Raw genomic sequence first — 20,578 nt, forward strand, 5'->3', positions numbered from 1 at the left:
TGGCGCGGGGCGCGGCGTGGCGTGGGGCGCGGCGTGGCGTGGGGCGCGGCGTTGGCGCGGGGCGCGGCATTAGCGTGGGGCGCGGCGATGGCGCGTTGGCGCGGCGATGGCGCTCCCGCGAGGCGCGAAGCGCGAGGCCCGCTCCGCGCGGCGGTTAGCCGCACCCCGAGGCAGCAGGTTCAGGGTGTCGGTTCCGGGTGTTCCCTGAGGTTTCGGGGCGTCGCGGACGGCAGAGTCCACGTCACTGACCGACCGAACAGCCCGACGATCACGTGGGAACGCAGGGTTCCCGGTGAAGCTGGCCGCACCCTGGACCTGTGTGTTTCCGGGTGGTAGCCGCCAGGCGCGGGGGTTCGATCGGCGGCAGAGTGACGCTCCTCCCCAACCAAAGGAACTCCAATGATTCGCAAGCTCCTCACCGCCACTGCCGTACTCGTGTCGCTTACCGTCGTCGCGTGCGGCGGCGGGTCCGGGATCGACGAGAAGGACGCGGACCAGATCCGCGATCACGCCGCCGAGATCCAGCAGGACGCGCAGCAGACGGCGAAGGAGGTTCAGTCCGGCACCAAGGACGCCGAGGAGGCGGCCAAGGAGATCGAGTCCGACATGAACGACCTGGCCAACGAGACCATCGACGCCACGAAGGAAGCCAACATCCCGGACGAGGCGCGTGAGCAGCTCGAGGCCGCGCAGGATCAGCTGAACGCCGCGCAGGACGGCAACTAGAGCTCGGGGGAGAGCCGCCGGCCGCGCGCGACGGGATGTCGCGTCGCGGCCGGCAAATCCCGTGCCTACACGGCGACGAGCAGCGCGCGCTCGCGCACGACGTCCAGCGCGAGCGTCTTATAGCCGGCCTCGTTGAAGAGGACGACCATCATGTCCTCGTCGTAGCGCTGGACCACGCCTTCGCCCCAGGAGCCGTGGGCCACGCGGGCGCCGACCGGGAACGGCACGTCGGCCGGTGGGGCGCTCACCCGCCCGGCCTCGCAGTTGTCGCAGTAGCCGCACGGCGGCTCGAACGGCTCGCCGAAGTACGAGAGGATGAACGCGCGCCGGCAGTCGTCGGTCTCGGCGTAGGCGCGCATCATGTCTACGCGCGAGCGGTCGAAGGACCGGCGCATCTCCTCGGCCTCCGCGGCGGCGGTCACCAGCTCCGCGGACGGCGACTCCGACACCGAGGACACCTCGCCGTCCATCTCCACGTGCACCGCGCCCGCGTCCTCCAGGCGTGACAGAGCGGACGCCAGCTTGGTGTCCGACAGATCCAGCTCGGTACGCATCGATGCCGCGGGGACACCGCGCCGGACCGCGTCGAGCACGTGCGCGAGCTCGTCGACCTCCAGGTGCCCGCCCGCGAAGAAGCGCCGCAACCCGACGTCCTCGCTGCGGTAGAAGAGCACGATCTCGGCCGGCTCGCCGTCGCGCCCCGCGCGCCCGGCCTCCTGGTAGTAGGCGTCCAGGGACTCGGCGACCTCGGCGTGGAACACCCAGCGCACGTCGGCCTTGTCGATCCCCATGCCGAACGCGGTGGTGGCGACGACCACGTCCAGCTCGCCGTCCATGAAGCGCTCCTGCACGTCGTCGCGCTCGGCCGACTTCATGCCCGCGTGGTAGGACGCCGCGAGCAACTCCCCTGAGCACAGCTCCTCCGCCAGCGTCTCCGCCTCCCGCCGGGTGCTGACGTAGACGATCCCAGGCGGCGCCGCCGCGCGAATCCGCTCGATCAACGCGCGCCGCTTGCGCTCCGCGCCCTGCTCGCCGTGGAAGCGCTCGACGGAGAAGCGCAGGTTCGGCCGGTCGAAGCCCCGGATCAGCAGCACCGGGTCACGCAGCCCGAGCCGCGCCACGATCTCGTCACGCACCGGCGGCGCCGCCGTCGCGGTCAGGGCGAGCACCGGCGGGCGGCCGAGCGCCTCGATCGCGGCGCCCAGGCGCAGGTACTCCGGCCGGAAGTCGTGCCCCCACTCGCTCACGCAGTGCGCCTCGTCGACCACGAACAGCGACACGTCGGCGACCGCGAGCTCGTCGAGCACGTCCTTGCGCGCGAGCTGCTCCGGCGCCAGGAACAGGAACTCCAGCGCGCCCTCGGCGAGCTCGTGCATCGCCTCTTCGCGCTCACCGCGCGGGAGCGAGGAGTTCACCTGCGCCGCGCCGCCCGCCGCGACCTCATTCAGGCCATCGACCTGGTCGCGCTGCAACGCGATCAGCGGGGAGACGACGACGGTCGCGCCCGGAGTGAGCAGCCCGGCGATCTGGTAGATGGCCGACTTGCCCGCCCCCGTGGACATGACCACGAGCACGTCACGGCCCTCGAGCGCAGCCTCGATCGCCTCGAGCTGCCCTGGCCGCAGCCCCGGATAGCCGAACGCCTCCTGCGCAACGCGCTCGATTCTCGACTCGTCGGCCAGGGCGCCTAGATTGACAGGCGTGAATCAGCCGTGGTCAGGACGCAAACTGCACTTCGTCGGGATCGGCGGGGTCGGGATGAGCGGGCTCGCGAAGGTGGCCCGCATCCTCGGCGCCGACGTCACCGGCTCGGACCGGTCCCTGGACGGCCACGCCGCGGCCAACGTCCCTGAAGGCGCTGAAGTCGTCTACTCGAGCGCGATCCCACCGGACAACCCCGAGCGCACCACGGGCGCGCCCGAGCTGCACCGCGCCGACCTGCTCGCCGAGCTGACGCAGCTCAAGCCGACGATCGCCGTCTCCGGCACGCACGGCAAGACGACGACCTCGTCGATGCTCGTCCACGCGCTCCCCGGCCAGAGCTACCTCGTCGGCGGGGAGGTCCGCAGCACCGGGACCAACGCCGACTGGAACGCCGACAGCGACTGGCTCATCGTCGAGGCCGACGAGTCCGACCGCTCCCTGCTCAAGCTCCACCCGACGATCGCTGTCGTCACGAACGCCGAGCTGGACCACCACACGACCTACGCCTCCTCGCGCGACGTGGACGACACCTTCGCCATGTTCCTCGCGCGCGCGAGAGACGCCGTGGTCGCGCCCGACCTCACCCGCCTGCGCGCCGACGCCCACGTGTTCGGCGAGTTCGACGGCGAGCTGAGCGTCCCGGGCGCCCACAACCGTCGCAACGCCGGCGCGGCACTCACCGCCATCGAGCTGACCGGGGGAGACGTCCAAGCGGCCGCCGGTCGCCTCGCCACGTTCGCGGGCGCGGGCCGGCGCTTCGAAGTGGTCGGCACCGCCCACGGCGCGACCGTGGTCGACGACTACGCCCACCACCCGACCGAGGTCCGCGCGACGATCGAGGCGGCGCGCACCCAACCGGCCAGCCGTGTCATCGCGCTCTTCCAGCCGCACCTCTTCAGCCGCACGCAGCGCGAGGCAACAGCGTTCGGCAAGGCGCTCGCGAACGCGGACCTGGCGATCCTCCTCGACGTGTACCCCGCCCGCGAGGAGGCCGCCGACTACCCGGGGGTGTCGGGCCTGACGCTCGTGCGCAGCACCCTGGACGCCCGCCCCGGCATGCCGGTCTTCTGGGCCAGGACGCACGAGAACGCCCGCCGGTTCCTGCAAGAAACGCTGCAGAACGGGGACCTGCTGCTCACGATGGGCGCGGGCGACGTGAACACGATCGGCAGGGACCTCGTCGCGCATAGCGAACCCCCCGGACGATGACGCGCCTCAAAGTCGGACTCGCCGTCGTCGCCGTAATCGTGCTGACGGGCGGCGGCTATCTCTGGCTGCGCCAATCGAGCCTCGTCGCGGTCCGCGACGTCCAGATCAGCGGCATCACCGCCTCCGATGGGGACCAGGTCCGCGTCGCGCTCGAGGGCGCCGCGAAGGACATGACCACGCTCCACGTCCGCGAAGAGATCCTCCACGAAGCCACCGCGGCCTACACCTCGGTGGGCGACCTGAAGGTCAAGGCCGACTTCCCGCACACGCTGCACATCCAGGTCGTGGAGCGCACGCCCGTGGCGGCACTCACCCGCCCCGGCGAGCGTCGCGTCCCGGTGACGAGCAACGGCACGTTGCTGCGCGGAGTGGCCGCTGAGCGCGATCTTCCGAGCGTCAAGCTCAAGTCCGATCCGAGCGGATCGCGCGTCACCGACCGCAAGGTCCTCAACGCGCTGGCCGTCGCGAGCGCCGCTCCGACGCCCCTCCGCGGGCGGACAGAGGAGGTCAAGGTCGACAAGCGCGGCGTCATCGTCGACCTCGAAGAAGGCCCCGAGCTGATCTTCGGCGACGGCAAGGACGCCGACAAGAAATGGGCCGCGGCAGCCCGTGTCCTGGCCGAGGTCTCGGCTCAGGGCGCCGTCTATCTCGACCTTCGAATTCCGGGCCGGGTGGCCGCGGGCGGCCTTGCGCCGATCGCTACGCCGACCCCCGACCCAAACCTTCAACCTGAGCCTGAGAATAGCCCGACTCTCAACCCGTAGTCGAGACTTCGGCAGCTTGCAACGATCCTTGCGGCGATTCGCTCTCGTTGACATCGGGAACGAAATCCCCGTACCTTGCGGTAATCCGCGCCGCCAGCGAGCCTGCTAAAACGCTCGACCCTAACTAGAGGTCCGGACGGAAAACCAAATGGAAGCCAGCGGTTATCTCGCAGTCATAAAGGTCGTCGGTGTCGGCGGCGGTGGAACCAATGCCGTGAACCGGATGATCGACGCCGGTCTGTCCGGCGTTGAGTTCATCGCGGCGAACACGGACGCGCAGGCGCTCCAGATGACGGACGCCGACCTCAAGCTCCACATCGGCGGTGCCCTCACGAAGGGCCTCGGCGCAGGGGCGAACCCGCAGATCGGCCAAGGGGCCGCCGCGGAGTCGCGCGACGACATCAAGGAGGCGCTCAAGGGCGCGGACATGGTGTTCGTCACGGCCGGCGAGGGCGGCGGCACCGGTACGGGCGCCGCGCCCGTCATTGCGGAGATCGCCAAGAACGAGATCGGCGCGCTCACCGTGGGCGTCGTCACGCGTCCGTTCGCCTTCGAGGGCTCCCAGCGGGCCCGCCAGGCGCAGGAGGGCATCGACCGCCTGCGCGAGATGGTGGACACGCTGATCGTGATCCCGAACGAGAAGCTCCTCGCGATGGTCGAGCGGCGCACGAGCATCCTCGACGCGTTCCGCGAGGCCGACAACGTCCTGCGCCAGGGCGTCCAGGGCATCACGGACCTGATCACGATCCCCGGTCTGATCAACCTCGACTTCGCCGACGTGCGGGCGATCATGGAGAACGCCGGCAGCGCCCTGATGGGCATCGGCACCGCGCAGGGCGAGAGCCGTGCCTCGGAGGCCGCCAAGGCCGCCATAAGCTCCCCGCTGCTGGAGGAGTCCGTCGAGGGCGCCACCGGCATCCTGCTCAACATCACCGGTGGTCGCGACCTCGGCCTGTTCGAGGTCAACGAGGCCGCGGAGCTCATCCACTCCGCCGCCGACGCGAACTCCAACATCATCTTCGGCGCCGTGATCGACGAGGGGATGACCGACGAGATCCGCGTCACGGTCATCGCCACCGGGTTCGACCACGGCGGCGTCCGCGCCGCCCGCGAGGAGCGCTCGCGCGCCCCACGCGATCGCAACCCGCGGATCGACGAGCGTCAGCGCGACTCGCTCGTGATCCGCGACGACGATCTCGACATCCCGCCGTTCCTTCGCTGACCTGATCTCCCGTTCTCGGCCTCACGGGCCGATAACGGGGGTTGATGTCGACGCGTCACCCACTCGTGCTGCTCCCGCTGCTCGCCTGCGCGGCGTGGCTGGCGCTGCACGAGCTCAACGTGGTGGCGTTGGGTGGGGGCGACCTCGGGCCGCTGAGCTCGCGCTTCGCCCACGTCGCGGTGCTCGTCGTCGCGTCCGCCGTCTGCGTGCTGCGCGGGATCCTCGTCCGTCGTGAGCGCGTCGCCTGGCTGCTGATCGGCACGGGCGTGAGCGCCTGGAGCCTGGGCGAGCTGTACTACACGGTCGTCCTCTGGGACGAGAGCGCGCCGCCGATCCCGAGCCCCGCCGACCTCGGCTTCCTCTTCTTCCCGCCGCTGCTGTTCGCGGGCATGCTCACGCTGCTGCGCAGCCGCACGCGCATGAGCGCGCCGCTGATCGTGGACGGAATCGCCGCCGCGCTCGCCGTCTCCGCGCTGAGCGCCGCGATCGTCTTCCAGACCGTCCAGGAGCACGCGGAGGGCGACACCGCCGCGGTCGTCACCGCGCTCGGCTACCCGCTGGCCGACCTGGCGCTGCTCGCGGTCGGCGTCGGCGCGCTGGCGAGCACGGGCTGGCGCCTGGACCGCACCTGGGGCCTGCTGGCGTTCGGCATCCTCGCCTTCTGGCTGGCCGACTCGATGTACCTCGTCAAGGCCGCCGAGGGCACGTACGAGTCCGGCGGCTGGTTCGACCTCGGCTGGTGGCTCGGGCTGCTGACGATCGCGATCGCCGCCTGCCAGCGCCCGCCCGCCACGCGCCGGCGCGCGGTCGACGACAGCCTGCGGCTGCTGATCGCGCCGCTCGTCGCCGGTGCCGTCGGCCTCGAGCTGCTCGTCTACGCCTCGGTCGGCGACCTCAACGGGCTCGGCGTGGTGCTCGCCGCCGCCGCGATCGTCTTCGTCCTGGTCCGCCTGACGCTGACCTTCCGCCTGAACGTGCACATGCTACGCGCAAGCCGCGACGAGGCGATGACCGACGCGCTGACCGGCCTCGGCAACCGCCGCGCGCTCACCCGCATGCTCGACGAGGTGCTCCCGGACGCCCAGCCGGAGTGCCCGCACGTGCTTGCGCTGTTCGACCTGGACGGCTTCAAGCACTACAACGACACCTTCGGCCACCCGGCCGGCGACGAGCTGCTCGCGCGCCTCGGCACGCGGCTGGAGAGCTTCGTCGGCGCCCGCGGCCGCGCGTTCCGGATGGGCGGGGACGAGTTCTGCGTGCTGCTGCGTCCGCGTGGGGAGGACGCGTCGTTGATCGTCGAGGGCGCCGCCCATTCGCTCTCCGCCGAGGGCGAGGGCTTCTGGGTCGGCTGCTCGTACGGCTTCATCACGCTCCCGACGGAGGCGTCGGACTCCGACAGCGCCCTGCGGATCGCCGACCAGCGCATGTACGCCTCCAAGCACGCGGGCCGCATGTCCGCCGCCCGCCAGGCGCGGGACGTGCTGCTGGCCGTGCTCGCCCCGCACGACTCGACCGCCGCCGACAAGGCCGAGGAGGCGGCGCGCCGGGCCGGGCTCGAGCGCGAGGAGCGGGAGGCCGTGCGCTACGCCACCGAGCTGCACGCGCTCGGCGAGCAGGTCCTCTCCGCCGCGCCGTCGCTGTGCGCGGTGGCCCGCCTCGTGGCCGAGAGCCGTGAGCTGGGCCCGGACAGCTCGGTCGCGGCGCGCATCGTCGCCGAAGCGGTCGCCGTGACTCAGCGGCCCATCGTCGCGTGAGCGCGCTAGGGTCCGGGGCCGTATGGCCATCGGGTCCGATACCACTCTGCTGAAAACCGCTCTTTACGACCGCCACGTCGCCGCGGGCGCCAAGCTCGTGCCGTTCGCCGGCTGGGAGATGCCCGTCCAGTACGCGGGCATCAAGGAGGAGCACCTCGCCGTTCGCACCAAGGCCGGCGTCTTCGACGTCAGCCACATGGGCGAGATCGAGACGGAAGGGCCGCAGGCGCTGGAGTTCCTGCAGCGCATCCTCTCCAACGACGTCGCCAAGATCGCCGACAACGGCGCGCAGTACAGCGTGCTGTGCAAGGAAGACGGCGGCGTCCTCGACGACCTCTTCACCTACAAGCTCGGTGAAGGTCACTACCTGACCGTCACGAACGCGGCCAACCACGCGAAGGACCTGGCCTGGTTCACCAAGCAGGCCGAGAGCTTCGACGTCACGCTCCACGACCGCCTGCACGACTACGCGATGCTCGCGGTGCAGGGTCCTGAGGCGCGCGGCATCGTCGCCGGCCTCACCGACGGGGAGCTGCCCAAGCGCTTCCGCACCGCGCGGTTGACCGTCGCCGGCGTCGCGGACGTGCTGGTCTGCGGCACGGGCTACACCGGCGAGGACGGCGTCGAGCTGCTCGTCGGCCCCGAGGGCGCCAACGTCATCTGGGACGCGCTGCTCGCCGCGGGCGTCGCGCCGATCGGCCTGGCCGCGCGCGACACGCTGCGCCTGGAGGTCTGTTACCACCTCTACGGCAACGACCTGATGGAGTCGCGCGGCCCGATCGAGGCCGGCCTCGGGTGGTGCGTGAAGGAGGACACGGGCTTCATCGGCGCCGAGGCGATCAAGGTCGCCCGGGCCAACGGTCCGTCCGAGTTGCTCGTCCCGTTCGTCACCGAGCAGGGCATCGCCCGCCAGGGCAACGCCGTCATCGGTGGGGGCGAGGTGACCTCCGGGACCCTGAGCCCCAGCCTCAACGTCGGCATCGGCATGGCTTACGTGCCGATCGACAAGGCCGAGCCGGGAACCAAGCTCGAGATCGATGTGCGCGGCCGCACCCGCGCCGCGGAAGTTCGCGAAAAGCCGCTTTACACCAAGGAGTCCTGACGGATGGCCGACGCCAGCTACCCCGACGATCTGAAGTACCACACCGAGCACGACTGGGCTCGGATCGATGGTGACACCGCCGTGCTCGGCATCACCTGGTACGCCCAGGACCAGCTCGGCGAGGTCGTCTTCTTCGACCCGCCGGAGGTCGGCACGAGCATCACCGCCGGCTCCCCGTACGCCGAGGTCGAGTCCGTCAAGGCCGTGTCCGACGTGATCGCGCCGCTGAGCGGCGAGATCGTCGAGGTCAACGACGGTCTGAAGGACTCGCCGGAGCAGATCAACGAGGATTCCTACGGCGAGGGTTGGCTCGTCAAGATCAAGCTCTCGGACGCGTCTGAGGCCGACGGCCTGATGGACGCCGAGAGCTACCGCCAGAGCCTGTCATAAGCTGAGCGGCTCACTATGAGCCGCTACACGTCTGCGACTGAAACCGACCGGCAGGAGATGCTCGCCGCCATCGGCGTCGAGTCGATCGACGACCTTTTCGCGGACGTCCCTGAGGGCGTCCGCCTCGGTCGTCCTCTCGACATCGCGCCCGGCAAGCCCGAGCAGGAGGTCTTTGCCCGCCTCCGCGACCTGGCCGCCAAGAACGTCTCCGCCGAGGACGAGATCTCGTTCCTCGGCGCCGGGATGTACGACCACTACGTGCCCGCGCTGATCGACTCGATCCTGTCGCGGTCCGAGTTCCTCACGCCCTACACGCCCTACCAGCCCGAGATCTCCCAGGGCGGGCTGCAGGTGATGTTCGAGTACCAGACCGCGATCAGCGAGCTGACCGGCCTGCCCGTCAGCAACGCGAGCGTCTACGAGGGCCCGAGCGCCGTCGCCGCCGCGGGCTGGCTGGCGCACACCCACACGAAGAAGACGAAGTTCCTCGTGTCGGAGAGCCTGCACCCGCACAGCCTGGAGACGCTCGCCACGACGTCCGCGGGCTGGGGCACGACGATCGAGATGCTCCCGGTCGTCAACGGCCTCACGCAGCTCGACGAGGTCGTCGGCGATGACGTCGCCGCGATCTTCGTCGGCCAGCCGAACTTCCACGGCGCGATCGAGGACATCGCCGCGCTGTCGCAGTTCAAGGGCTCCGCGCTGCTGGTCGTCCAGGCCGACCCGCTCACGCTCGGCGTGCTGCGCTCGCCCGGCGAGGACGGCGTGGACATCTGCGTCGGCGAGGGCCAGACGCTCGGCAACCGCCTGGACTTCGGCGGGCCGTCGTTCGGCTTCTTCGCCGCTTCGCAGGCCCTCCTGCGCCGGATGCCCGGCCGCATCGCCGGTGAGACCACCGACGTCGACGGCCGTAGAGGCTTCGTGCTCACCCTGCAGACGCGCGAGCAGCACATCCGCCGCGAGAAGGCGACGAGCAACATCTGCACGGCGCAGGCGCTCAACGCGCTCGCCGGCGTGATCTACCTGAGCTGGCTCGGCCGTGAAGGGCTCGTGGAGCTCGGCGAGCTGCTCGTATCCCGCACGCACTACGCCCGCGAGACGCTCGCGGCGATCGACGGCGTCGAGCTCTGGCACGACCAGCCCGTCGTGCGCGAGTTCGCCCTCAAGCTCAGCAAGAACGCCCACGAGGTCGTCGAGTTCTGCTCGGCGCGGGGTGTGAACCCGGGCTTCGCGTTCGACGACAACGGCCTGTTGGTGGCCATCACCGAGCAGCGCAGCAAGGCGGACATCGACCGCCTCGCCGAGGTGCTCAAGGAGGCCCTGGCATGAGCATCACCGAGAACCAGCTCCACGCCGACCCGTCGATCGAGGCCCACGAGCTGCACCCGCAGCGCTCCGCGGTGATCGAGACCGAGCAGCAGCGCGACCACGCGAAGACGATCTACGAGAAGTCCAAGCCGGGCCGGCGCGCGTTCGTCGCCCCCGAGCTGGACGTGCCCAAGCACGAGCTGCCGGCGAAGTTCCGCCGCGCCGAGGCGCCGAAGCTGCCGGAGATCGCCGAGCCGGAGATCGTCCGCCACTACAACCGGCTGTCCAAGCGCAACTTCGACCTGGACTCCGGCTTCTACCCGCTCGGGTCGTGCACGATGAAGCACAACCCGAAGCTGCACGAGCGCGTCGCGGCGCTGCCGGGCCACGCCCGTCTGCATCCGCTGACGAACCCGAAGCGGGCCCAGGGCGCGCTGGAGCTCATGCACTCGCTGCAGGTCGCGCTGGGCGAGATCGCGGGCCTGCCGCACGTGTCGCTGCAGCCGTCCGCGGGTTCGCACGGCGAGCTCGCCGGCGTGCTGGTCACCCGGGCCTACCACGAGGACCGCGGCGACTTCCGCACGAAGATCCTCACGCCGGACACCGCGCACGGCACGAACCCGGCGACGGTGACGATGGGCGGCTACGAGGTCGTCAAGGTCGGCACCAACGCCGACGGCGGCGTGGACATCGAGGACCTGCGCGCCAAGGCCGACGACCAGGTCGCCTGCCTGATGCTCACCAACCCGAACACGCTCGGCGTGTTCGACGCCAACATCGAGGAGATCGCGAAGATCGTCCACGGTGTCGGCGCGACCCTGTACTACGACGGCGCGAACCTGAACGCCGTCATGGGCAAGACGCGCCCCGGCGACATGGGCTTCGACATCGTCCATTACAACCTGCACAAGACGTTCACCCAGCCGCACGGCGGCGGTGGCCCGGGTGCCGGCCCGATCGCGGTGAGCGACCGCATCGAGCCGTACATCACCAAGCCGCAGGTGGTCAAGCTCGAGGACGGCACGTTCGACCTCGACTTCGACCGGCCGAAGTCGATCGGGCGCCTGCGCGGCTTCCAGGGCAACTTCGGCGTGTTCGTGCGCTCCTACGCGTACATCCTCTCGCTCGGCGGCGACGGCCTGCAGGAGGCGTCGGAGCTGGCCGTGCTCAACGCCAACTACCTGCTGGCGAAGCTGCGCGAGCTGGGCGTGACGGACCTGCTGCCCCCGGCCTACGACCGCCTCTGCATGCACGAGTTCGTGCTCAGCGGCGCGCCGATGAAGCGCGAGCTGGGCCTGAAGACGCTGGATCTCGCCAAGCGCCTGCTCGATCACAACTTCCATCCGCCGACGGTGTACTTCCCGCTGCTGGTCGAGGAAGCGCTGCTGATCGAGCCGACGGAGACCGAGACCAAGGAGACGCTCGACGCGTTCGCCGAGGCGATGGCCGAGATCCTGCGCGAGGGCGCCGAGGATCCGGAGATCGCTCGCAACGCGCCGTACGGCACGCCGGTCCGCCGGCTCGACGAGGCCGGCGCGGCCAAGCGCCCGGTCATCCGTCAACCGCTGTAGACGGCCAAACGTCAACGTCTGTAGACGGCATCAACACCCCTTGACGACGGCGTCCTGAAACCACCCCACCGGTTTTCAGGACCCCGTCGCTCAGGGGACGTTCCCCTGCGTCAACCGATCCTCGTAGGGGAGGACTTCTATGTCCAGGATTCATCTGGCCGCCATCGCGGCCACAGTCGTGTGCGCCTTCATGTTCACCGGCGTCGCGCAAGCCCAGGAAGCGGTGCCGCTGACGCAGAAGGTCGCGCTCACCGGCACCAAGGGCTTCAAGGGGACGTACACGATCGAGAAGTTCGTGTCCCAGGGCGGCAAGCTGTTCGCCGTCGGCAAGGTCGTCGGCAAGGCGACCGGCGGCAAGCGGGTCACCAAGGAGAACGTCAAGCTGCCGGCCGCCGTGTCGAGCGGTGCCGCGCAGGCCTCGCAGCTGCCGCCGATCCCGGGTGCCTGCCAGGTGCTCAACCTCGTGCTCGGGCCGATCAACCTGAACCTGCTCGGCCTGTCCGTGCGCACGAACCAGATCAACCTGCGCATCGACGCGGTGCCGGGCGCAGGCAACCTGCTCGGGAACCTGCTGTGCGGGATCACGGGCATCCTCGACCCGAACGCGCTGGCCAACACGCCGCTCGGGCAGCTCGCGCAGATCCTGAACGCGCTGCTCGCGCTCAGTCCGCGAACCTGAGAAACGGGTATGGGGAGGCGCACCATGCGTCTCCCCGTCGCCCTATTCGTCGCGCTGCTCGCGCTGCCCGCGTCCGCTCAGGCGGGCGTCGTCGGGCTTGAAGGGACCCAGCTCGTGCTCCGCGCCGACCCCGGCGAGCAGGTGCGAGTCGGCATCTTGCAGCCCTCGGGCGGCCAGATCCGCTTCACCGGGACGCCCCGCGTCGGCGCCGGATGCGTCGCCGCCGACGGCGAGGTCGCGTGTCCAGAGACGGGCGTGACCGGTGTGGTCGTGCAGACCGGGGACGGCGACGACCGGGTCTCGTCATTCATCAACGTGCCGCTCACGCTGACGCTGGGTGGTGGCGACGACGTCTTCTTCGCCCAGGCGAGCGCGGCCACGGTCGACGCCGGACCGGGGAACGACCGCGGCTACTCGCAGGCCCGGTCGGCGAACGTGGTCGGCGGCGCGGGTGACGACCGGCTCGAGCTGGAGACGAACGGTCTCGGGCCGCTGCGGCTCGACGGCGGCGCCGGCGACGACACCCTCCGCGTCATCTCGCCCGGGATCTCGTGGCCGTACCCGCGTGACGAGCGCAACGGGGCGCCCCGTCCGCGGATCGCCCGGGTGGCGATCACGTGCGGCCCCGGCGCCGACCACTGGATCGCGCGGCCGCACGACAAGCCCGGCGACGGCTGCGCGCCGCGCGTCACCGGGATCACGCCGGACACCGTCTCGCGCGCGTTCCGCGAGGGACGGCTGACCGGCCCGGCAAGCGGCACGGTCACGCTGCGACGCCGCGTTTTCCAGGACGACCGGCCGCGCCAGCGGGTCGCGCATGGCTCCTTCAACGCTCGGCGCGGGCCGTTGCGCGTCCCGCTCGAGCGCACGAAGGCCGCGCGGCGGCGGCAACCCGTCGCCGTGAAGATCGGCCTCCGCGCCGGTGCCGAGCGCGGCGAGATCACCTTCCTGTCGAGGCTCGGCTGATGCGCGCGCTGCTCGTCGTCGCCGCCGTGCTGGCGTTCCCGGCCGCCGCGCACGCCGGCGTGGTCGGACTCGAGGGCACCCAGATCGTCTTTCGCGCGGAGCCGGGCGAGCGCCTGGAGCTCCGCGCCGACGGAAGCGTCAGCGACATCCAGTACTTCCACGCGGAGGGCGTGCGCCCCGGGCCCGGGTGCGAGCGCGTCGAGGACGACGAGGTGTCCTGCCGACCCGACGGCGTGACGGGCGTGACGATCTTCGGCGGCGACCAGGCCGACCGCGTGTCCACCCGGGTGCCGCTGCCGTTGACGCTGGCGCTCGGCGCCGGCAACGACGACTTCTCGGTGGTCGGCGCCACGGTGACGGTCGACGCGGGCCCGGGGAACGATGTCGGCGGAGTCGCCGGCTCACGGGTGAGCATCGTCGGCGGGGAGGGCGACGACACGCTCTCGCTCGAGCGCTCCGGTCGGACGGTCGGGCCGTTCGTGCTCGACGGCGGCGCGGGGGACGACGATCTCTCGCTCCCGTCGACCGAGATGGTGCGGTCCGGCCCGCTCGCGCCGGTCAGCATCACGTGTGGTGACGGGGCCGACCGCTGGTCGGCCGGTCCCCGAGACGTCCTGGGCGAAGGCTGCGCCGCGCACGTGGCCGGGATCACCGCCAAGACGGTCTCGCGTGCGTTCCAGGAGGGCGCGCTCACGGCGCCGGCCAGCGGCTCGATCGCGTTCAAGCGTCGCTCCGGCGCCTCGCGCACGCCGGGGGCGACGATCGCGCGCGGCGTCTTCACCGCACAGCCCGGGCCGCTGCGCGTGAGCCTCGAACGGACCGCGGCCGGCACTCGCTGGCTGCGCCGCACCCCGCACCTGCCCGTGTTCGTGACCATCCGGACCCGCACCGGCGACGACCGCGGCGTGGTCACCTTCCGCTCCAAGGTCGGATGACATGCACCGGTTCGTCCTGATCACGCTCATGCTGCTCGTCGCGCCCGCCACGGCGCAGGCCGCGACCGTCGGCCGCGAGGGCACGGAGCTCGTGTACCGCTCAGCGCCCGGCCAGGAGGACCTGTTCGCGTCCGAGGCACAGGACGGCGTGATGACGTTCGCAGGCCGCGAGGGCGGTGACGCGGACATCACGCCGCGCGACGGCTGCTCGATCACGCGCAAGGTCGTGCGCTGCCCGCTCGACGGGCTCACCGCTGTCCGCGTGCTGGCCGGCGACAGCGATGACCAGATCGTGATGCTGGACACCTCGCTCCCTGTCGTGGCCGAGCTCGGGCGTGGCAGCGACGACTTCGACGCGAGCGCGCTGGCTCTGACCGTCACCGCCGGCGAGGGCAGCGACCGGGTCGGTGCCGACACACTGGCCGGAGCGATCGACATGGGACCGGGCGAGGACTACGTCGAGGCGTCGATCCCCGAGGGGTTCGCCGGGCCGCTCGCCATCGAGGGCGGCGACGGGCGGGACCTGCTGTTCGTCGACGGGCAGCGCAAACCCGGGATCTCGCTCTCCGGCGGAGACGGGCCGGACGAGTTCATCGTCCAGCTGGGCCTGGACGGTCCGGGGATCGACATCGCCTGTGGCGCCGGCAACGACTCCACGCAGCTCGCGCTCGTCGATCGCCCGGGTGACGGCTGCGCCGCGCACGTCGCCTACCCGGCGCCGCCGAAGTTCGTCTCGCGCGCGTTCAGCGGGGCGACGCTGACGGCGCCCGCCACCGGAGCGGTCGAGTTCCGCCGCAACCCGTGGCCGAACGGGCGTCGCGTCCCGCTGGTCGCCCGCGGCACGTTCGACGCGCCTGCCGGCCCGCTCCAAGCACGGCTGAAGACGACGAAGGCCGGCAAGCGGTACATCCGCCGCGATCCGGACCTGAAGCTGTTCGTGACGATCAAGACCCGCACGGGCGGCGACCGCAGCGAGATCGACTTCGGGGCACGGCTGCGCTGATGCTCGCCCTATTGGCCGCCACCGCCGCGCTCGCGCCGACCGCCACGGTCGGGCGCGAAGGCACCGAGCTGGTCTACCGCGGCGCGTCCGGCGTGAAGGACCGCGTCACCCTCGTCGTGGTCCGCGACGCCATCCAGGTCTTCGACGCGGACGACCCGAACACGCGGATCGCTCCCGGCGCGGGTTGCAAGCGCGGGCGGGACGCCGTCGAGTGCCCGGTCGCCGGCATCACCACGGTCCGCGTGCATGCCGGGGACGGCAACGACCTCGTCGCCGTGCAGCTCGAGCAGCCGCTGATCGTCGACCTCGGGCCCGGCGACGACGAGTTCGGCGGCGACGCGCCCTCGCTCGCGCTGACCGGCGGCGACGGCGACGACGAGGCGAACTTCGGCGCCAAGACCGGCGCGATCGACATGGGGCCGGGCAACGACATCGCCGATGCGATGACCGCCGACCTCACCGGGCCGCTCACGCTTGCGGGCGGCGACGGGAACGACCGGCTGTTCATCTTCGGGGAGACCGGCCCCGGGACCGCGATGTCGGGCGGCTCCGGCGACGACTGGTTCACCGTGCAGGCGGGGGAGGGACCGGGCGCCGACATCGGCTGCGGCGAGGGCGCCGACCGGATCGTCGCCGAGCTCGCCGACCGGCCGGGCGCCGGCTGCGGCCCGTACCTCGCCGGGATCACGCCCGGGACCGTCTCCCGCACGTTCCGCGAGGGTGCGCTGACCGCGCCGGCCACCGGCACCGTGACGCTGCATCGGGACAAGGGCGAGGGCGACGCCGCGGCGACGCTCGCGCGCGGCACGTTCGACGCGCCCGCCGGCCCACTCCGGGTGCGGCTGAAGACGACCGCCGCCGGCCGCCGAGGGCCGAAGCGACCACGGGTGATCGTCACCGTCCGCACCCGGAGCGGCGGCGAGCGCCACGAGGTCACGTTCCGGTCGAGGCTGCGATGAGGGTCCTGGCGCTCCTCGTGCTCCTGCTGCTCGTGCCCGCGTCCGCGCAGGCCGCGACGCTCGCGCGGGAAGGCGCCGAGCTCGTCTACCGCTCCGCGCCCGGCGAGGCCGACGACGTCGTCGTCCAGCCCGGTGACCCGTCGACGGCGCCGAACAAGCTGTTCATCTACGAGAACGGGCGCAAGCTCGTGCTCGGGCCCGGCTGCGTGCAGGGCGTGCTCTACCCGGAGTGCTCGAGCGAGGGGATCACCGGCGTCCGCGTGCTGGCGGGCGACGGCGACGACAGGATCATCGTGCTCGGCGACCTCCCCGTCCTCGTCGACCTCGGCCCCGGCGACGACAAGCTGACCTCGCGCGGCCCGACGGTGACCGCGACCGGCGGCGACGGCGCCGACGAGCTGAGCGGGGAGATGGGCGCCGGCACGCTGGACGGAGGCGCCGGTGGCGACGCGCTCGAGACGCACCTCGCGGACGGCTCTCCCGCCGGCCCGCTGCTCGTCGCGGGCGGGGAGGGCCAAGACCGCATCCACGTCGACGGGCATTCCCGGCCCGGCATCACGCTCACGGGCGGATCCGGCAACGATCGCTTCACGCACTTCATCTACGAGAGCGACCACGGGATGGACGTCAGCTGCGGCCCGGGCGACGACCGCACGGTCCTGCGCCTCGCCGACCGCATGGGCGACGGCTGCGCGCCCAACGTCACCGGGTTCACGCCCGACGAGGTCTCGCGGCGGTTCCGCGAAGGCACGCTGCCCGTTCCCGCCCGCGTCGAGATCGTCTTTCGGCGGCGTCCCGGCGGCGGGAGCCGGCCGGCCGAGGTGCTCGCGCGCGGCGTGGCGAACCGGCCCGCGGGACCCCTGCGCCTACAGCTGAAAACGACCGAGGCCGGCCGTCGCCGGGCCAAGCGCGACCTGAAGCTGTACGTGTTCATCACCACGACCGTGGGCGGGGACCGCCACACCGTCCGGTTCGACTCGAGGTTGCGATGAAGTGGCTCGGCTGCGTGCTGGCGCTCCTGCTCGTCGCGCCCGCCACCGCCCAGGCGGGCACGCTCGCCCGCGAGGGCACGGAGCTCGTCTACCGCTCCGCTCCGGAGCAGGCGGACGCGTTCCTGGCGACAGTGGACCGCGGCGCGCTCGTGGTCCAGGGCCGCGGGATCACCCCGGGCGAGGGCTGCGGCGGGACCGTGATCCGCTGCTCGCTCGACGGCATCACCGGCTTGCGGGTGTTCGCCGGCGACGGGAACGACGAGCTGCAGATCAAGGGCTCGCTCGCGCTCGCCGTCGATCTCGGGCCGGGAGACGACGTCCTGAACTTCACCGCGCCGGCGGCCGTCGTGAGCGCGGGTGACGGCCGCGACCGCGTCGACTCGTTCAACTCCGAGCACTACGTCGGCCCGTTCCAGCTCGACGGCGGGCCCGGCGACGACACGCTCATCCAGGCCGGACGCGGGCCCGGGATGACGCTGATCGGCGGCGACGGGAACGACACGCTCGGCGTACTGCTCGTGGGGATCGACGGCTATGCCGTCGACCTCGTGTGCGGCGCCGGCGAGGACCGCACGATCGGCGAGCCGCAGGACCGCCTCGGCGAGGGCTGCGCGACCGCGCTCACCGACGTCACGAGCCCACGCCGGGTCTCCCGCACGTTCCGCGAGGGGCGGCTCGCCACGCCCGCACGCGTCACCGTCACGCTGCGCCGCCGCATCCCGGGCTCGGGCAGCCTCGAGCAGGCCGTGATCGCCCGGCGCACCTTCAGCGCGCCCGCCGGCCCGCTGCGCGCACAGCTGAGGACCACCGCCGCCGGACGCCGCTGGCTGCGCCGGGACCCGAAGCTCCCGGTCTTCGTGCGCGTGCAGACTCGAACCCGCTCCGAGCGCGCGGAGGTGTGGTTCGAGTCGAGGCTAGGCTAGGCGCCACAGTGGTCATCTTCTCCGGCATCCAGCCCACCGGGCGCAAGCACCTCGGCAACTACATCGGGGCGATCCTCAACTACGTCAAGGGTCAGGACAAGGCCGACCCCGCGATCTACTGCATCGTCGACCTGCACGGCACGACCGTCCAGTACGACCCGGCCGAGCTGCGCCAGCGCACGCGCGAGACCGCGGCGCTGCTGGTCGCCGCGGGGCTGGACCCCGAGCGCTGCGTGCTGTTCCGCCAGGGTGACGTGCAGGAGCACTCGGAGCTGTGCTGGCTGCTGTCGAGCGTGACCTCCGTCGGGCAGCTCAACCGGATGCACCAGTTCCGCGACAAGGCGGGCGCCGCGCGCGATCGCGTGTCCGCAGGCCTGCTCTTCTACCCGGTGCTGATGGCCGCCGACGTGCTCGCCTACCGTGCGAACGAGGTGCCGGTGGGGGAGGACCAGCGCGAGCACATCGAGCTCATGCGCGACGCCGCGGAGGCGTTCAACAAGCGCTTCGGCGAGACGCTCGTGGTGCCGGAGGCGAACATCCCCACCGTCGGCGCCCGCGTGCGCGACCTCAAGGAGCCCGAGCGCAAGATGTCCACGACGGGCGGCACGCCGCAGGGCACCGTCTACGTCGACGAGGAGCCCGAGTCGATCGTCAAGAAGTTCAAGAAGGCCGTCGCCGACAGCGGCTCGGAGATCGTCGTGCGCGACGACAAGCCCGGCATCTCGAACATGATCGAGATCCTGGCCGTCGTCCGCGACACCACGCCGGCCGAGATCGAGCGCGAGTTCGAGGGCTCGGGGTACGGCGCGTTCAAGACCGCCGTCGGCGAGGAAGTCGCCGCGTGGCTCGCTCCCGTGCGCGAGAAGTACCTGGAAATCAAAGACGACACCGCGTACATCGAGAGCTTCCTCGAGGTCGGCGCGAGCAAGGCCCGCGCGATCGCCGCCCCGATCGTGGCGGACGTGCGCGAGGCGATGGGCGTCGGACCCGTCCGCACGCACGCCTAGTCTGCGCCGTGTGAGACTCGCCGAGCTCGAGCTGGACCTCGACGTCTTCGCCGGTCCGTTCGACCTGCTCCTCTCGCTGATCCTGCGGGAGGAGCTGGATCTGCTCGAGGTCGACCTGGCGGAGATCGTCGTCACCTACCTGGACCACCTGGAGTCCACGGACCAGCTCGACCTGGAGTCCGCGACCGAGTTCCTGGTGCTGATCGCGGCGCTGCTGGAGCTCAAGTCGAGGCTGATGCTCCCGGGGGAGGAGGTCGAGGAGCTGGACGAGCTCGCGCCCGCCGAGGCCGCGGAGGAGCTCATCGAGCGGATGCTCCAGTACGCGCGCTTCCGCGCCGCGGGCGCCCATCTCGCCAAGCTGCAGGAGCACGAGCGCGGCCACCTGTACCGCAGCGCACCGCACAAGCTCGGCCCGGGCGAGGTCACCGCCGGCGCCTACGAGCCGTCCGTGCTGGGCGCCGCGATCGGCTCGCTGCTGCGCATGCCCAAGCCGATCGACCTCTCGCACATGGCGATGCCACGCGTGACGGTCGGCGAGCGCCTGCAGCACCTGCGCGGGCTGCTCAAGCGCGCGTCCTCCTTCTCGTTCGAGGAGGCGGTCAAGGATGCCGACCGCGTGACCATCTGCGTGACCGTCTTCGCGCTGCTGGAGCTCTACAAGAGCGGCGAGGCGTCGTGGGAGCAGGAAGAGCCGTTCGGTGAGATCACCGTCCACGTCGGCAGCCCGGTCCCGGCACTCCGGGAAGTCGAGGCCGCATGAGCGCGCCGCTGACGCTCGCCGCGCGGATCGAGGCCCTGCTGTTCCTCGCCCCGGACCCGATCGGCGTCGAGGAGCTCGCGGATGCGCTCCAGACCTCCGAGGAGGCGATCACCAACGCGCTCATCACGCTCGAGGGCGCGTTGGAGGGCCGCGGGCTCGTGCTCAAGCGCATCGGCGGCGGGCTCGCGCTCGCCTCGCACCCGGACGCCGAGGAGGCCGCACGCCGCCTGCTCTCCCGCCCGCGCACGCCCGCGCTCACGCCCGCCCAGGCGGAGACGCTCGCGATCGTCGCCTACCTGCAGCCGGTCAGCCGGCCCGAGGTCGCCCGCATCCGCGGCGTGGCGAGCGAGTCGGCCACCACCGCACTGGCCGACCGTGGCCTCATCGAGGAGGCGGGCCGTTCGCAGTTCGGCGCCGTGCTGTACCGCACGACCGGGCTCTTCCTGAAGCTCTTCGGCCTGGAGTCGCCGGAGGCGCTGCCGGAAGTCGCGCAGTGGGATCCGAGCCCGGAAGAGGCGCAGACGCTGCGCGACCGGCTCCTGCGCGCCGGTGAAGCGCGCACCTCCGGGCAATAGCGCGACTCGCCGTCATACCCGCGTCAAGT

At 71.5% G+C, this 20,578-nt stretch carries 20 protein-coding genes; 19 read left to right on the forward strand and 1 reads right to left on the reverse strand.

The window, feature by feature from the left end:
• Positions 1-399 precede the first annotated feature (399 nt).
• Positions 400-726, forward strand: a complete 327-nt coding sequence (locus OJ997_RS19165; RefSeq protein WP_270026811.1) for a hypothetical protein — start codon at positions 400-402, stop codon at positions 724-726.
• A 65-nt stretch (positions 727-791) separates the two neighbouring features.
• Here the strand turns inward: OJ997_RS19165 and OJ997_RS19170 are convergent, their stop codons facing one another.
• Positions 792-2,408, reverse strand: a complete 1,617-nt coding sequence (locus OJ997_RS19170; RefSeq protein WP_272599977.1) for a RecQ family ATP-dependent DNA helicase — start codon at positions 2,406-2,408, stop codon at positions 792-794.
• A 19-nt stretch (positions 2,409-2,427) separates the two neighbouring features.
• Here OJ997_RS19170 and OJ997_RS19175 point away from each other — a divergent pair, with 19 nt between their 5' ends.
• From OJ997_RS19175 to scpB, 18 genes are all read left to right on the forward strand, one after another.
• Positions 2,428-3,639, forward strand: coding sequence for a UDP-N-acetylmuramate--L-alanine ligase (locus tag OJ997_RS19175; RefSeq protein WP_270026812.1), 1,212 nt, complete (start codon positions 2,428-2,430; stop codon positions 3,637-3,639).
• The gene (locus OJ997_RS19180; RefSeq protein WP_270026814.1) at positions 3,636-4,403 is read left to right on the forward strand and encodes a cell division protein FtsQ/DivIB; all 768 of its coding nucleotides are present in this window, start codon (positions 3,636-3,638) and stop codon (positions 4,401-4,403) included. Before OJ997_RS19175 ends, OJ997_RS19180 begins: the two co-directional genes overlap by 4 nt.
• 148 nt (positions 4,404-4,551) lie before the next feature.
• The gene (gene ftsZ, locus OJ997_RS19185; RefSeq protein WP_270026815.1) at positions 4,552-5,625 is read left to right on the forward strand and encodes a cell division protein FtsZ; all 1,074 of its coding nucleotides are present in this window, start codon (positions 4,552-4,554) and stop codon (positions 5,623-5,625) included.
• Between the two features lie 44 nt (positions 5,626-5,669).
• A complete protein-coding gene (locus tag OJ997_RS19190) occupies positions 5,670-7,379 on the forward strand; it encodes a GGDEF domain-containing protein (protein WP_270026816.1) in 1,710 nt (569 codons plus the stop codon).
• Positions 7,380-7,401: 22 nt separating this feature from the next.
• Positions 7,402-8,481: a glycine cleavage system aminomethyltransferase GcvT gene (gene gcvT / locus OJ997_RS19195; protein ID WP_270026817.1), complete on the forward strand. Its 1,080-nt coding sequence runs from the start codon at positions 7,402-7,404 to the stop codon at positions 8,479-8,481.
• A 3-nt stretch (positions 8,482-8,484) separates the two neighbouring features.
• Positions 8,485-8,871, forward strand: coding sequence for a glycine cleavage system protein GcvH (gene gcvH / locus OJ997_RS19200; RefSeq protein WP_270026818.1), 387 nt, complete (start codon positions 8,485-8,487; stop codon positions 8,869-8,871).
• Between the two features lie 57 nt (positions 8,872-8,928).
• Positions 8,929-10,200, forward strand: coding sequence for an aminomethyl-transferring glycine dehydrogenase subunit GcvPA (gene gcvPA, locus OJ997_RS19205; protein WP_372517915.1), 1,272 nt, complete (start codon positions 8,929-8,931; stop codon positions 10,198-10,200).
• Positions 10,197-11,750, forward strand: a complete 1,554-nt coding sequence (gene gcvPB / locus OJ997_RS19210) for an aminomethyl-transferring glycine dehydrogenase subunit GcvPB (RefSeq protein WP_270026820.1) — start codon at positions 10,197-10,199, stop codon at positions 11,748-11,750. Before gcvPA ends, gcvPB begins: the two co-directional genes overlap by 4 nt.
• Positions 11,751-11,889: 139 nt before the next feature.
• The gene (locus OJ997_RS19215; RefSeq protein WP_270026821.1) at positions 11,890-12,429 is read left to right on the forward strand and encodes a hypothetical protein; all 540 of its coding nucleotides are present in this window, start codon (positions 11,890-11,892) and stop codon (positions 12,427-12,429) included.
• A gap of 24 nt (positions 12,430-12,453) precedes the next feature.
• Positions 12,454-13,395: a hypothetical protein gene (locus OJ997_RS19220; protein WP_270026822.1), complete on the forward strand. Its 942-nt coding sequence runs from the start codon at positions 12,454-12,456 to the stop codon at positions 13,393-13,395.
• Positions 13,395-14,330, forward strand: coding sequence for a hypothetical protein (locus OJ997_RS19225; RefSeq protein WP_270026823.1), 936 nt, complete (start codon positions 13,395-13,397; stop codon positions 14,328-14,330). Before OJ997_RS19220 ends, OJ997_RS19225 begins: the two co-directional genes overlap by 1 nt.
• A 1-nt stretch (position 14,331) precedes the next feature.
• Positions 14,332-15,333: a hypothetical protein gene (locus tag OJ997_RS19230; RefSeq protein ID WP_270026824.1), complete on the forward strand. Its 1,002-nt coding sequence runs from the start codon at positions 14,332-14,334 to the stop codon at positions 15,331-15,333.
• The gene (locus OJ997_RS19235) at positions 15,333-16,292 is read left to right on the forward strand and encodes a hypothetical protein (protein WP_270026825.1); all 960 of its coding nucleotides are present in this window, start codon (positions 15,333-15,335) and stop codon (positions 16,290-16,292) included. Before OJ997_RS19230 ends, OJ997_RS19235 begins: the two co-directional genes overlap by 1 nt.
• On the forward strand, positions 16,289-17,284 hold the full coding sequence (locus OJ997_RS19240; protein WP_270026826.1) for a calcium-binding protein: 996 nt from the start codon (positions 16,289-16,291) through the stop codon (positions 17,282-17,284). The genes OJ997_RS19235 and OJ997_RS19240 overlap by 4 nt, the downstream gene beginning before the upstream one ends.
• The gene (locus tag OJ997_RS19245) at positions 17,281-18,207 is read left to right on the forward strand and encodes a calcium-binding protein (protein WP_270026827.1); all 927 of its coding nucleotides are present in this window, start codon (positions 17,281-17,283) and stop codon (positions 18,205-18,207) included. The genes OJ997_RS19240 and OJ997_RS19245 overlap by 4 nt, the downstream gene beginning before the upstream one ends.
• 8 nt (positions 18,208-18,215) lie before the next feature.
• A complete protein-coding gene (trpS, locus tag OJ997_RS19250) occupies positions 18,216-19,214 on the forward strand; it encodes a tryptophan--tRNA ligase (RefSeq protein WP_270026828.1) in 999 nt (332 codons plus the stop codon).
• Positions 19,215-19,224: 10 nt separating this feature from the next.
• On the forward strand, positions 19,225-19,974 hold the full coding sequence (locus OJ997_RS19255) for a segregation and condensation protein A (protein ID WP_270026829.1): 750 nt from the start codon (positions 19,225-19,227) through the stop codon (positions 19,972-19,974).
• Positions 19,971-20,549: an SMC-Scp complex subunit ScpB gene (scpB, locus tag OJ997_RS19260; RefSeq protein WP_270026830.1), complete on the forward strand. Its 579-nt coding sequence runs from the start codon at positions 19,971-19,973 to the stop codon at positions 20,547-20,549. Before OJ997_RS19255 ends, scpB begins: the two co-directional genes overlap by 4 nt.
• The last annotated feature ends 29 nt before the right edge of the window (positions 20,550-20,578 follow it).

The organism is Solirubrobacter phytolaccae, from assembly GCF_027587195.1.
GTDB lineage: Bacteria > Actinomycetota > Thermoleophilia > Solirubrobacterales > Solirubrobacteraceae > Solirubrobacter > Solirubrobacter phytolaccae.